This is a genomic window from Pseudomonas sp. AP3_22 TE3818, assembly GCF_053628995.1.
This window is the reverse complement of sequence record NZ_JBRJHL010000001.1, coordinates 120,422-133,615: the sequence shown is the minus strand read 5'-3', so window position 1 is coordinate 133,615 and position 13,194 is coordinate 120,422. Positions and strand designations below refer to the sequence as shown.

At 56.7% G+C, this 13,194-nt stretch carries 14 protein-coding genes; 1 reads left to right on the top strand and 13 read right to left on the bottom strand.

Annotation, left to right across the window (positions count from 1 at the left end):
• Positions 1–2: 2 nt before the first annotated feature.
• The 13 genes from AB7M25_RS00675 to rpmH form a co-directional block, all read right to left on the bottom strand.
• Positions 3–473: a F0F1 ATP synthase subunit B gene (locus AB7M25_RS00675; RefSeq protein ID WP_007969903.1), complete on the bottom strand. Its 471-nt coding sequence runs from the start codon at positions 471–473 to the stop codon at positions 3–5.
• A gap of 58 nt (positions 474–531) precedes the next feature.
• Positions 532–789: a F0F1 ATP synthase subunit C gene (gene atpE / locus AB7M25_RS00670; protein ID WP_003097235.1), complete on the bottom strand. Its 258-nt coding sequence runs from the start codon at positions 787–789 to the stop codon at positions 532–534.
• 134 nt (positions 790–923) lie between these two features.
• Positions 924–1,793: a F0F1 ATP synthase subunit A gene (atpB, locus tag AB7M25_RS00665; RefSeq protein WP_104450363.1), complete on the bottom strand. Its 870-nt coding sequence runs from the start codon at positions 1,791–1,793 to the stop codon at positions 924–926.
• 16 nt (positions 1,794–1,809) lie between these two features.
• On the bottom strand, positions 1,810–2,217 hold the full coding sequence (locus AB7M25_RS00660) for a F0F1 ATP synthase subunit I (protein ID WP_429386857.1): 408 nt from the start codon (positions 2,215–2,217) through the stop codon (positions 1,810–1,812).
• A gap of 148 nt (positions 2,218–2,365) precedes the next feature.
• Positions 2,366–3,238 (bottom strand): ParB/RepB/Spo0J family partition protein, encoded by an 873-nt coding sequence (locus tag AB7M25_RS00655; RefSeq protein WP_454236880.1) that lies wholly within the window; start codon positions 3,236–3,238, stop codon positions 2,366–2,368.
• Between the two features lie 9 nt (positions 3,239–3,247).
• Positions 3,248–4,045, bottom strand: a complete 798-nt coding sequence (locus AB7M25_RS00650) for a ParA family protein (protein WP_007969897.1) — start codon at positions 4,043–4,045, stop codon at positions 3,248–3,250.
• Between the two features lie 18 nt (positions 4,046–4,063).
• Positions 4,064–4,708 (bottom strand): 16S rRNA (guanine(527)-N(7))-methyltransferase RsmG, encoded by a 645-nt coding sequence (gene rsmG, locus AB7M25_RS00645; RefSeq protein WP_007969895.1) that lies wholly within the window; start codon positions 4,706–4,708, stop codon positions 4,064–4,066.
• Entirely contained in the window at positions 4,705–6,603 is a 1,899-nt protein-coding gene (gene mnmG / locus AB7M25_RS00640) for a tRNA uridine-5-carboxymethylaminomethyl(34) synthesis enzyme MnmG (RefSeq protein WP_116579893.1), read from the bottom strand. The genes rsmG and mnmG overlap by 4 nt, the downstream gene beginning before the upstream one ends.
• Positions 6,604–7,153: 550 nt before the next feature.
• Positions 7,154–8,524 carry a tRNA uridine-5-carboxymethylaminomethyl(34) synthesis GTPase MnmE gene (gene mnmE / locus AB7M25_RS00635; RefSeq protein WP_454236879.1) on the bottom strand — a complete coding sequence of 457 codons (1,371 nt, stop codon included), beginning with the start codon at positions 8,522–8,524 and terminating at the stop codon, positions 7,154–7,156.
• Between the two features lie 79 nt (positions 8,525–8,603).
• Entirely contained in the window at positions 8,604–10,283 is a 1,680-nt protein-coding gene (yidC, locus tag AB7M25_RS00630; protein ID WP_429398306.1) for a membrane protein insertase YidC, read from the bottom strand.
• A 2-nt stretch (positions 10,284–10,285) separates the two neighbouring features.
• Positions 10,286–10,531 carry a membrane protein insertion efficiency factor YidD gene (gene yidD / locus AB7M25_RS00625; RefSeq protein ID WP_010207715.1) on the bottom strand — a complete coding sequence of 82 codons (246 nt, stop codon included), beginning with the start codon at positions 10,529–10,531 and terminating at the stop codon, positions 10,286–10,288.
• Positions 10,524–10,925 (bottom strand): ribonuclease P protein component, encoded by a 402-nt coding sequence (rnpA, locus tag AB7M25_RS00620; RefSeq protein WP_015097448.1) that lies wholly within the window; start codon positions 10,923–10,925, stop codon positions 10,524–10,526. The genes yidD and rnpA overlap by 8 nt, the downstream gene beginning before the upstream one ends.
• A gap of 16 nt (positions 10,926–10,941) precedes the next feature.
• A complete protein-coding gene (gene rpmH, locus AB7M25_RS00615) occupies positions 10,942–11,076 on the bottom strand; it encodes a 50S ribosomal protein L34 (RefSeq protein ID WP_003213577.1) in 135 nt (44 codons plus the stop codon).
• Between the two features lie 566 nt (positions 11,077–11,642).
• Here rpmH and dnaA point away from each other — a divergent pair.
• Positions 11,643–13,166 (top strand): chromosomal replication initiator protein DnaA, encoded by a 1,524-nt coding sequence (gene dnaA, locus AB7M25_RS00610; RefSeq protein ID WP_454236878.1) that lies wholly within the window; start codon positions 11,643–11,645, stop codon positions 13,164–13,166.
• Positions 13,167–13,194 lie beyond the last annotated feature (28 nt).

Genomic DNA, 13,194 nt, shown 5'->3' with positions numbered 1-13,194 from the left:
GCTTAGATTTCAGCAGCCAGTTGGTTAACCAGCTCTGCGTGCGCGTTTTGATCGATTGCTTTGCCCAGGATCTTCGAAGCACCGCCAACGGCCAGGCTACCCACTTGGGCGCGCAGCGCGTCTTTGACGCTGTTCAGTTCCTGTTCGATCTCGGCCTGAGCCTGAGCCTTCACACGGTCAGCTTCGACGCGAGCCTGTTCACGGGCTTCGTCGACAATCTGGGTACCGCGTTTCTTGGCTTGCTCGATGATTTCAGCTGCCTGAGCTTTCGCTTCGCGCAGTTGCTGACCCGCTTTCTCTTGGGCCAACTCCAGGTCGCGAGCTGCTCGGCTGGCAGCGTCCAGACCATCAGCGATCTTCTTTTGACGTTCGTGCAGAGCCGTGATGACCGGAGGCCATACGAACTTCATGCAGAACAGTACAAAAATCAGGAACGCAACGGACTGGCCAATCAGGGTCGCATTAATGTTCACGCCAACACCTCGCAGTTACGTTGTCCATCACACCAAATTACCCGGAAGATCCGAGTAATTAGCCAGCGATCTGACCAACGAACGGGTTCGCAAAGGTGAAGAACAGAGCGATACCAACACCGATCATGGTTACGGCGTCGAGCAGACCGGCAACGATGAACATTTTAACTTGCAGCATTGGAACCATTTCTGGCTGACGCGCTGCGCCTTCCAGGAACTTGCCGCCCAGCAGGCCGAAACCAATTGCGGTACCCAGTGCGCCCAGGCCGATCAACAGTGCAACAGCGATAGCGGTTAGACCAACTACAGTTTCCATCTTTCCTCCCGACTTTTACGTCGTATGGTTTAGGTTTTTTTAATTTAAAGCGGTAAAACAAATCGTTTCAGAGGCCCCGTGAAGAGCCCCTTCCCGTTTGACCGGGAAGGACATCAGACTAGTCGAGACTGGTCTTAATGGTTTTCTTCGTGCGCCATCGACAAGTAGACGATGGTCAACATCATGAAGATGAACGCCTGCAGGGTGATGATCAGGATGTGGAACACAGCCCACGCCCACTGCAGAACGACGCCCAGGCCGCTGAGCCAGAGCAGACCGCTGCCGAACATCACAGCAATCAGAATGAAGACCAGTTCGCCGGCATACATGTTGCCGAACAGACGCAGAGCCAGGGAGATCGGCTTGGCGATCAGGGTCACGAATTCCAGCAGGAAGTTCACCGGGATCAGCAGGGCCTGAACGAAGATGTTCTTGCTGCCGAACGGGTGCAGGGTCAGCTCGCCGATGAAGCCGCCGAGGCCCTTGACCTTGATGCTGTAGAAAATGATCAGTGCGAAAACCGAGAACGCCATGCCCAGGGTCGCGTTCGGGTCGGTGGTCGACACGGCACGGAACGGGATGTGGTGGTCGCCGGAGATCAGGATGGCCAGTTGAGGAATCCAGTCGACCGGTACCAGGTCGACGGCGTTCATCAGGAACACCCAGACGAAGATGGTCAGTGCCAGCGGTGCAATCACCGGGCTACGGCCATGGAAGCTGTCTTTCACGCTGCCATCGACGAATTCGACCAGTACTTCAACGAAGTTCTGCAAAGCACCTGGCTGACCGGAAGTCGCCTTCTTTGCCGCCATGCGGAAAAGAAGAACGAAGATCAGACCCAATGCGACCGACCAGCCGAGAGTATCGACGTGGAAAGCCCAGAAGCCCATTTCCTTGGCTTCTGCTGCGGTGTGGGCAAAGCCCCAGCCGCCGGTAGGGAGCTGACCGAAAGTCAGGTTCTGCAAGTGGTGCTGGATATAGCCCGAAGCGGTTGTTTCTGCCATGGTTGCCTCAAACGCCCTAAGGTCTCGAAAGTCTTGTTCTCATCAGCAGGGGAGCGAACCAGCTGACTGACTGAGTCAGCACGAAGACACCGAATACTGCAATCGGCGCCAATGGCTTCACACCTGCAAACACCAGTGCAAACAGCACTGCCGTCAAAATCAGTTTGCCTGCCTCGCCGGCATAAAAAGACCGGACGATGGACTGGGCTGCTCGGGCGCCGGAAAACCGAAATGCCCTGTGAGCGAAATAAACATTGGGCAGCAAGGCTATCAGGCCTCCGCAAAGTCCCGAGTACCCGGCAACGACTCCCCGCCATTGCCAGAGCGCCAAAGCAGCAATGAGCAAAATGACAAGTTGAGCCATTAACACCGGAAAAACTGCCAGGCGATGGAAGGGCAAGCGGTTTGGCGTGCGGGTTTCCATCACTTTTACTCTCCAATGGTCGGCTGCCAGAATTCAATAACTTGGCATAATTTGTGCCGACAAAATGCGCGCAGAGTATAGGGGCGGTTCTGCCCCTATTCAACTGTCAGGTAGTGATTTCCGACTGCGCGCTACATGAGGAAATGTTTCAGCGGATATGTGCAAGTACACCTTGAAGCTCATCCAGGGAGTTGTAGCCAATCACCAACTGCCCTTTACCCTTCTTACCGTGGCGAATCTGCACCGCAGAGCCTAGGCGCTCGGCCAGGCGCTGTTCGAGGCGGGCGATATCCGGGTCGGGTTTTGCAGGTTCCACAGGCACTGGTTTGCCACTCAACCACTGGCGAACCAGTGCCTCAGTCTGGCGCACGGTCAGCCCGCGTGCGACAACATGTCGCGCCCCTTCAACCTGCTGATTTTCCGGCAAACCGAGCAAAGCACGGGCGTGACCCATTTCCAGGTCGCCGTGGGACAGCATGGTCTTGATGACTTCCGGCAAGGAAATCAGGCGCAGCAGGTTGGCCACGGTCACCCGGGACTTGCCCACGGCTTCGGCGACCTGTTGCTGGGTCAGCTGGAACTCCTGCTGCAAACGCTGCAGGGCCACCGCCTCTTCAATCGGGTTCAGGTCTTCGCGCTGGATGTTCTCGATAAGGGCAATGGCGATCGCGGTTTCATCGGGTACATCGCGAACCATCGCCGGGATGGTTTCCTGCCCGGCTTGCTGGCTGGCGCGCCAGCGACGTTCGCCAGCAATGATTTCAAAACGACCGCTGCCGATCGGGCGAACCACAATGGGCTGCATGACGCCCTGGGCCCTGATCGACTGCGCCAATTCTTCCAGCGCCTGCGGGTCCATGTCACGACGCGGCTGGTATTTGCCGCGCTGGAGCAGATCCAGGGGAAGGTGTTGCAGCTCACGCTGATCGGCTTGCGCCGCTTGTTCTTCCAGCGAGCTGACAGTCGGACCACTCAACAGAGCATCCAGTCCACGTCCGAGACCTCGTTTCTTGACGGCCATGGGGATTCCTTAAGTTGCCTGAGCGGCGGCGATGCGTGAGTTTTTGCGTTGACGACGAACCATTTCGCCCGCCAATGCCAGATAGGCAACGGCGCCTCGCGACGCTTTGTCGTAAGCCAGCGCCGGCATGCCGTAACTTGGCGCTTCGGCCAGACGGATGTTGCGCGGAATGACGGTGTCGTAGAGCTGTTCGCCGAAGTGTTCCTTGAGCTGCGCCGAGACATCGTTCATCAGGCTCAGGCGCGGGTCGTACATCGTCCGCAGCAGGCCTTCGACCTTGAGGTTCGGATTGAGCAATTCAGCGATACGTTTGATGTTATCCACAAGGTCGCTCAAGCCTTCGAGTGCGAAGTACTCGCACTGCATGGGGATAATGACCCCATCGGCGGCAACCAGTGCGTTCAAGGTCAGCATCGACAGCGACGGCGGACAGTCGATCAGGATGTAATCGTAGTTTTCCCGGATCGGCGCCAGCGCACTGCGCAGACGGCTTTCCTTCATCTGCATTTCCAGCAGCACCACTTCGGCCGCGGTCAGGTCGCGGTTGGCCGGCAACAGCTGGTAACCACCGTGTTCGGAGAAGTGCATGGCCTGGGCCAGGTCGCACTCACCGATCAACAGGTCGTAGACCGAGTTTTCCAGGCCATGTTTATCCACACCGCTACCCATGGTGGCGTTGCCCTGTGGATCGAGGTCGATCAACAGCACCCGGCGCTTGGTCGCGACCAGGGATGCTGCGAGGTTGATGCAGGTGGTGGTTTTGCCCACGCCACCTTTTTGGTTCGCTATCGCGAATACCTTAGCCATTCTTGCTTGTGTTCCCAATCATGCCGTGCGGCGCAGTATCAGCAGATGGCGTTGGCCTTGGCAACCAGGTACGGCCAGGGCGTGTTCGCTATCGAGGTGGAAGTCTGCCGGCAATGCTACCAGCTCATCGGCCGGATGAACGCCCTTCATTGCCAGCCAGCGTGTTTCGCTATCGCCGAGGTGGCGAGTCCAGTTGCTGAAGTTTTCCATGCTGCTGAACGCCCGGGAAATGATCCCGTTGAAGGGTTGGGCAGGCTGGAACGCTTCGACGCGACTGTGGATAACTTGCAGGTTATCCAGTTTGAGTTCGAGTTTGACCTGGGTCAGGAAGCGGGTTTTCTTGCCGTTACTGTCCAGGCACGTCACCTGGGACTCGGGAAACAGGATAGCCAACGGAATGCCGGGCATGCCGCCGCCACTGCCGACGTCGAGCCAGCGTCCGTTTTCGATGAATGACATCACGCTCAGACTGTCGAGCAGGTGACGGGAAACCATTTCGTCCGGATCACGCACGGCGGTGAGGTTGTAAGCCTTGTTCCATTTGATCAACAGGGCCAGATAACCCAGCAGTTGCGCGTGCTGGGTTTCTGTCAGCGTGACGCCAAGCTGGCGGGCACCTGTGGATAACTCTTCTGCATGTTGCGAAGTGACCAACGAACTCAAGCGCTTTGCTCCAACTGACGGCCCGCGCCGCGTTTTTTCAAATGAATCATCAACAGCGAAATGGCTGCCGGCGTTACGCCCGGGATACGCGAAGCCTGGCCCAAGGTTTCAGGGCGGGTCGCACCGAGCTTGCTCTGGATCTCTTTGGAGAGACCGGAAATATTCGTGTAATCGATATCCACAGGCAGTTTGGTGTCTTCGCTGGCGCGCAGGCGGGCGATTTCATCCTGTTGACGATCGATGTAGCCGGCGTACTTGGTCTTGATTTCGACCTGTTCGGCGACTTGTGGATCTTCTGCACCGCCTCCGGTCACTGAGATCAGACCAGCGTAGTCGATTTCCGGACGGCTCAAGAGATTCAGCAGGTTGTATTCGTGGGTCAGCGGCGTGCCGAATTTTTCGGCAATCGCATCGCCCTGTTCGGTACCCGGGCGAACCCAGGTGCTTTTCAGGCGCTGTTCTTCCAGTTCGATGCTTTCGCGTTTTTTGCAGAAAGCCGCCCAACGCGCGTCATCCACCAGGCCGAGTTCGCGACCTTTTTCGGTCAAGCGCAGGTCGGCGTTGTCTTCGCGCAGAATCAAACGGTATTCGGCGCGGGAGGTGAACATCCGGTACGGCTCTTGGGTGCCAAGGGTAATCAGGTCGTCGACCAACACGCCGATATAGGCCTCGTCGCGACGTGGGCACCAGGCATCTTTGCCCTGCGCGCGCAGTGCCGCGTTGGTTCCGGCGAGCAAACCCTGCGCGCCGGCTTCTTCGTAACCGGTGGTGCCGTTGATTTGCCCGGCGAAGAACAGACCGCCGATCACTTTGGTTTCCAGGCTGTACTTCAGGTCGCGCGGATCGAAGTAGTCGTACTCGATGGCGTAGCCCGGGCGCACGATGTGTGCGTTTTCCATGCCGCGGATCGATTGCACGATCTGCAATTGCACATCGAACGGCAAGGATGTGGATATCCCGTTCGGGTACAGCTCGTTCGTGGTCAAACCTTCCGGTTCGATGAAGACCTGGTGGCTTTCCTTGTCGGCAAAGCGATGAATCTTGTCTTCGATCGACGGGCAGTAACGCGGACCGATGCCTTCGATCTCGCCTGCATCGGAATACATCGGCGAACGGTCGAGGTTCGCCGCGATGATTTCGTGGGTACGGGCGTTGGTGTGGGTAATCCAGCAACTGATCTGCCGTGGATGCTGCTCTTTGGACCCCATGAACGACATCACCGGGATCGGCGTATCGCCGGCCTGCTCGGTCATCACCGAGAAATCCACAGAACGGGCGTCGATACGCGGCGGCGTACCGGTTTTCAGGCGACCGACACGCAGAGGTAATTCACGCAGACGGTGAGCCAGGGCAATCGATGGTGGATCACCGGCACGGCCGCCGGAGAAGTTCTGCAAACCAATGTGGATAAGTCCACCGAGGAAGGTGCCGGTGGTCAAAACCACCGAGTCAGCAAGGAAACGCAGGCCCATCTGGGTCACTACGCCGCGCACTTGTTCCTGCTCGACGATCAGGTCATCGGCGGCCTGTTGAAATATCCACAGGTTCGGCTGGTTTTCCAGGATTTCGCGGACAGCGGCCTTGTACAGAATCCGGTCGGCCTGTGCACGGGTTGCACGCACGGCCGGGCCTTTGCGGCTGTTCAACACGCGAAACTGGATGCCGCCTTTATCGGTGGCCATGGCCATCGCGCCGCCGAGGGCGTCGATTTCCTTGACCAGATGGCTTTTGCCGATCCCGCCAATGGCCGGGTTGCAACTCATGGCACCGAGGGTTTCCACGTTATGCGTCAGCAACAGGGTTTTCACCCCCATACGTGCTGAGGCCAGTGCTGCCTCGGTACCGGCATGACCGCCGCCGATGACGATCACTTCAAAACGGGAAGGGAAATCCACCACGCACCTCGTGCCTGCTTAAGTAGGTAATTCAGGAATAGTTTGAGCTCAGGTTTTCGGACCTGGTCGACAAGTATAGGGACTTCGCCCTTCCTAAAGAACCCTTTGCACAAAATTTAACCAGCTGTGGAAAAGTCGGAGTTATAGAAATTAAAAAGAGAGAAATTTATTAAATCTTTGTTTTTATGTTTATTTCTATGCACCTGCCTTTCTGTGGATAGATCTCTATAGGCCTTTATTTTCAATATGTACAGCGATTCAAAACCCTGTGTTCATGTGCCAATGAGGCCCTTGGATAACCGGTGTAAGCCTGTGGATGAAAGGGGTGCTTATCCACAGAGGCGGTTATGTTCAGTTTTCAGGCCCTGTTATCAACTGACCTTAGCGGCGGTTATTCACAGGGCTTAATCCACAGAAAAGTGTCGTTTGCCCGAAATTCAGGCACGAGAATTTCGCTCAAGCAGACAAAGTCGGCTCGGCACTGGAGGGTTTATTCAGAAAAAGAGAGAGCAGACAGGCACGAACGGCCTGTCTGTGAACAACAGGAGGGTTACTTACCGATACAGAAGCTGGAGAAAATTCGCCCCAACAGATCGTCAGAGCTGAAGGCGCCGGTGATTTCTCCCAGTGATTGCTGAGCCTGGCGCAGATCTTCGGCTAACAATTCGCCAGCGCCAGCCAGGGTCAATTGGGCACGACCATGCTCGAGGGCAGCACTGGCATGACGTAGCGCCTCCAAGTGGCGCCGGCGAGCACTGAAGCTGCTTTCGGACGTTTGCTCGTAGCCCATGCAGGCCTTGAGGTGATCACGCAGCAGCTCCAGACCGACACCTCCGGACTTGGCGCTCAGGCTGATGGTGACGTGGCCGTCGTCGCTGACCTCCATGGCAATGGCTTCGCCCGTAAGGTCGGCCTTGTTGCGGATCAGGGTAACTTTCGCGGGATCGGGACGGGTTTCGAGAAATTCCGGCCACAGTGCGAACGGATCGAGCGCTTCCGGTGCGGTAGCATCGACCACGAGCAGTATCCGATCCGCTTCACCGATGGCTTTCAAGGCACGTTCGACGCCGATTTTTTCCACATGGTCATCGGTATCGCGCAGACCGGCGGTATCCACCACATGCAGCGGCATGCCATCGATGTGGATATGTTCACGCAGTACGTCCCGGGTAGTGCCGGCAATTTCGGTCACGATCGCCGCTTCACGTCCTGCCAGTGCATTGAGCAGGCTGGATTTACCGGCATTCGGACGACCGGCAATGACCACGGTCATGCCGTCTCGCAGCAAGGCACCCTGCCCGGCTTCGCGCATCACAGTGGATAACTCGTCGCGCACCTTGTCGAGCATGCTCAGTACATGGCCATCGGCGAGGAAGTCGATTTCCTCTTCCGGGAAATCGATGGCCGCCTCGACATAGATACGCAGGCCGATCAGTTGCTCGGTGAGGTTATGCACACGTGACGAGAACGCACCCTGCAGGGAGCGCAACGCGTTTCGCGCAGCCTGGGCAGAACTGGCTTCAATCAGGTCGGCAATTGCCTCGGCCTGGGCCAGGTCAAGCTTGTCGTTGAGGAACGCGCGCTCGCTGAACTCCCCCGGCCGGGCGAGCCGGCAACCCAGTTCCAGGCAGCGTTTGAGCAACATATCCAGAACGATCGGGCCACCATGCCCCTGAAGTTCCAGCACATCCTCGCCGGTAAAGGAGTTTGGCCCCGGAAAATACAGTGCGATGCCCTGGTCCAGTACCTCATCGTGTTCACTGAAAAACGGACCGTAATGGGCAAATCGCGGCTTGAGCTCGCGACCACTGAAAGCCTTGGCCGCAACGCTGGCCAACGGCCCGGAAATTCGCACGATGCCTACACCGCCACGACCTTGAGCGGTGGCGACGGCGGCGATGGTTTCACGAGGAACGCTCATAAACCGGTATCCAGACAAAAGTGACAGATAGCAAAACGCCCCACTAGGGGGCGTCTTGAGTGGTTATCCACAGTGTAAATCAGGCAGCTGCTTTGGTAGCCGCTTCGATCTTACGAGTGATGTACCACTGTTGGGCGATCGACAGGCAGTTGTTCACTACCCAGTACAGCACCAGACCCGCCGGGAACCACAGGAAGAAGAAGGTGAAGATGATTGGCATCAGCTTCATCACCTTGGCCTGCATCGGATCCGGAGGCGTCGGGTTCAACTGCTGCTGGATGAACATGGTTGCACCCATGATGATCGGCAGAATGAAGAACGGATCCTTGATCGACAGGTCAGTAATCCACAGCATGAACGGCGCCTGGCGCATTTCAACGCTTTCCAGCAGAACCCAGTACAGCGAGAGGAAAACCGGCATCTGCACGAGGATTGGCAAGCAACCACCCAGCGGATTGATCTTCTCTTTCTTGTACAGCTCCATCATGGCTTGCGACATTTTCTGCCGGTCATCGCCATGTTGCTCTTTCAGCGCGGCCAGTTTCGGTGCAACTGCACGCATGCGCGCCATGGATTTGTAGCTGGCAGCCGACAACGGGAAGAAGATCCCTTTGATCAGCATGGTCAGGAAGATGATCGACCAGCCCCAGTTACCCACAATGGCGTGGATGTGTTGCAGCAACCAGAAGATCGGTTGGGCGATGAACCACAGAATGCCGTAGTCGACAGTCAGTTCCAGACCTGGGGACAACTCTTTCAGCACGGCCTGGCTTTTCGGGCCGGCGTACAGAACAGCGCTGGTTTCGGCCTTGGCGCCTGGGGCAACACTCATCGATGGGCCGGTGTAGCCGATGATGTAGTTGCCTTTGCTGTCTTTACGGGTCTGGACGACGTTGTTTTCGCCCTTGGCCGGAATCCATGCGGTCACGAAGTAGTGCTGCAACCAGGCAACCCAACCGCCAGTGACGGTTTCTTTCAGCGGCGCCTTGTCCATGTCCTTCATGGACACTTTCTTGTACGGCTCCGAACTTGTCCACAGGGCGGCGCCCAGGTAAGTCGCGGTACCGGTCGCCGTGGTCGACGAAGGATCGGCGCTGGCGTCACGCTTCAACTGAGCGAACATCGCACCGGTCCAGGGCTGGGCGCTCTGGTTGTCGATCAGGTAGGAAACGGTTACGTCATACAGGCCGCGTTTCAGGGTGAAACGCTTGATGTAGTTGACGCCGTCCTTGCTGAACTTCAGGTCCACGACCAATTGGTCCTGACCGTCAGCCAGTTGATAAACCTTCTTCTCCGAGGAATAAACCGGACGACCGGCCGGATTTGCATCCGGACCGTTGGTGCCGATCAGACCGCTTTGTGCCAGATAAGTACGTTCGCCGCCGTTATCGAACAGCTGGAACGGAATTTCCGGGTGATCCTGACGACGCGGATACAGCGGCAGGGTCAGCTGGGCAACATCACCACCTTGTGGGTCGATAGCCAGGTCCAGTACATCCGTTTTGATCTGGATGAGGTCCTTGCTCACAGCCACCGGTGTTTCGGCAGGTGCGCTGGTGTCGCTAGCAGCACGTGGAATGTCGTCACTGGCGGAAGCGTTGGAGCCAGATGCCGTATCCGGCAGGCCCGATGCAGTCGTATTGGTGGCAACATTCTGAGTCGGCAGGGCAGCCTGGCCATAGTCCTGGTTCCATTTAAGAACCATAACGTAGGACACGATTGCCAGGGCGACGATCAGGATCGTGCGTTTGATATCCATGATTACTCGGCCATCGAAGAAGAACGGGAGGTAGGGATAGGTGGAACCGGGTCATAACCACCGGGATTCCACGGATGACAGCGACCTAAACGACGAAAGGTCAGCCAGCCACCGCGAAGAAGGCCATGATTTTCGATGGCTTCTAACGCGTAGCAGGAACAACTGGGGTAGAAACGACAGTGACTGGCCATCAGGGGACTAATGGCATAGCGATAAAACTGGATCGGAACGAGTGCCAGTTTACGCATCTGGACTGTCTACCCCTACAGTTTCGGTTTTGACTGCTGGTACCGGCGAACTGCGAGCCAGGCGTTTCCAGAGTTTGCCGAAATGCTGAATCAATTCGGGGTTTTCTACGTCACCCAAACCTTTGCGCGCGACGATAACAATGTCCCAACCGACCAGTGAATCCTGGTTCAGGCGAAACGATTCGCGCATCAGACGTTTGAGGCGATTGCGCTCGACGGAGAGCTTTACGCTCTTTTTCCCGATAACCAACCCGAGACGGGGGTGATCAAGATCGTTGTTGCGCGCAAGGAGCAGGAGATTTTTCCCCGGAACCTTGCCGGTAGGGGAGTCAAAGACTGCCTTGAAATGCCGGGGAGTAAGCAGACGCTTTTCCCGACTGAAGTCCTGACTCACCTCCAGTGCCGGCTTATCAAACTGCCAGACGCGCACGACCTTTGGCGCGACGACGCGACAGAACGGCACGGCCGTTCTTGGTAGCCATGCGAGCACGGAAACCGTGGGTACGAGCGCGTTTGATAGTGCTTGGTTGGAAAGTACGTTTCATTGTCGTGTTACCTGGTTCGTCCACAACGGGCCGGAATGGCCCCCGTTTTAAGAGACCGGGGATTCTAGAGAAAGCAAGCCTTCAGGTCAATTTCCAACCAGCGTTTCCTTATAAATAGATCTCCAGGCGTTTTGCGCTGAACGAACTGCCGGTAAATATAAAAATAAGAAAGGAAAGTATTTAAAGCTTTTCTGTAAAGCTTATAAAAGCTAGGCCCACGCCCTTCTGTGGATAAGTGGCTTCAGACCTTGTTTTACCTGATGTACAGAGAATGACAACTACAGTGGAAAACCGTGTTCAGCCTGTGCTGCGCTGTCGGATAACCTGTGTGTGGAATGTCTGTTTATCCACAGGCCGGTTATCCACTGAGTTTCGCCCCCACTTGTGCAATGACCTTAACCCCGGTTATCCACAGAGCTTATACACAGACCACTGGTCGTCTTTTTTGCGTATGAAACGGCGATTCTTCTTGGTCGATGAACCACCTTCGTGTGGATAAGTCGGCGTCTGGTCGCTACAATGGCCGCTTGTTTTTGCCTCACCGGCTTTCAACTTAGGGGATATCCGTGTCAGTGGAACTTTGGCAGCAGTGCGTGGAGCTTCTGCGCGATGAGCTGCCTGCCCAACAATTCAACACTTGGATCCGTCCACTACAGGTCGAAGCCGAAGGCGACGAGTTGCGTGTCTATGCACCCAATCGTTTTGTTCTGGACTGGGTCAACGAAAAGTACCTGGGGCGTGTTCTCGAATTGCTCGATGAGCACGGCAATGGCATGGCGCCTGCGCTTTCCTTATTAATAGGCAGCAAACGCAGCTCGGCACCGCGTGCCGCGCCAAATGCTCCCCTGGCAGCCGCGGCTTCCCAGGCCCAGGCTGCTCAAACACTTGCCAGCCCGCCGCCGTCAGCACCTGCTGCGGCTTCGACCAAGCGCGCCACGCAAAAAGTGGCCGAGGTCACCGAGGAAGAACCTTCCCGTGACAGCTTCGACCCGATGGCCGGCGCCAGTTCGCAACAGGCCCCGGTTCGCGCCGAGCAACGTACCGTGCAAGTCGAAGGTGCGCTCAAGCACACCAGTTACCTGAACCGTACCTTTACCTTCGAGAATTTCGTTGAAGGTAAATCCAACCAGCTGGCGCGCGCCGCCGCCTGGCAGGTGGCTGACAATCCGAAGCACGGTTACAACCCGCTCTTCCTTTATGGTGGCGTCGGCCTGGGTAAAACCCACTTGATGCACGCTGTGGGTAACCATCTATTAAAGAAGAACCCGAATGCCAAGGTGGTGTACCTGCATTCCGAGCGATTCGTGGCGGACATGGTCAAGGCCCTGCAACTGAACGCGATCAACGAGTTCAAACGTTTCTACCGTTCGGTGGATGCGTTGCTGATCGATGACATTCAGTTCTTCGCCCGTAAAGAGCGTTCCCAGGAAGAGTTTTTCCACACCTTCAACGCCCTGCTCGAAGGTGGCCAGCAGGTCATTCTCACCAGTGACCGCTACCCGAAAGAAATCGAAGGCCTTGAAGAACGCCTCAAATCCCGCTTTGGCTGGGGCCTGACCGTAGCGGTCGAGCCACCGGAGCTGGAAACTCGCGTGGCGATCCTGATGAAGAAGGCCGATCAGGCCAAGGTCGAGCTGCCGCATGACGCCGCGTTCTTCATTGCCCAGCGTATTCGCTCCAACGTCCGTGAGCTGGAAGGCGCGCTCAAACGCGTGATCGCCCACTCGCACTTCATGGGGCGCGATATCACCATCGAGCTGATTCGCGAATCCTTGAAGGACTTGTTGGCGTTGCAGGATAAACTGGTCTCTGTGGATAACATTCAGCGCACTGTCGCCGAGTACTACAAGATCAAGATCTCCGACTTGCTGTCCAAGCGTCGTTCTCGCTCGGTCGCACGTCCGCGTCAGGTTGCAATGGCCTTGTCCAAAGAGTTGACTAACCACAGCCTGCCGGAAATCGGCGACGTGTTTGGCGGCCGCGACCATACGACAGTTTTGCACGCCTGCCGCAAGATCAACGAACTTAAGGAATCCGACGCGGACATCCGCGAGGACTACAAGAACCTGCTGCGTACACTGACCACTTGATGAACACCAGCGCAGCTAATTAAGGCAA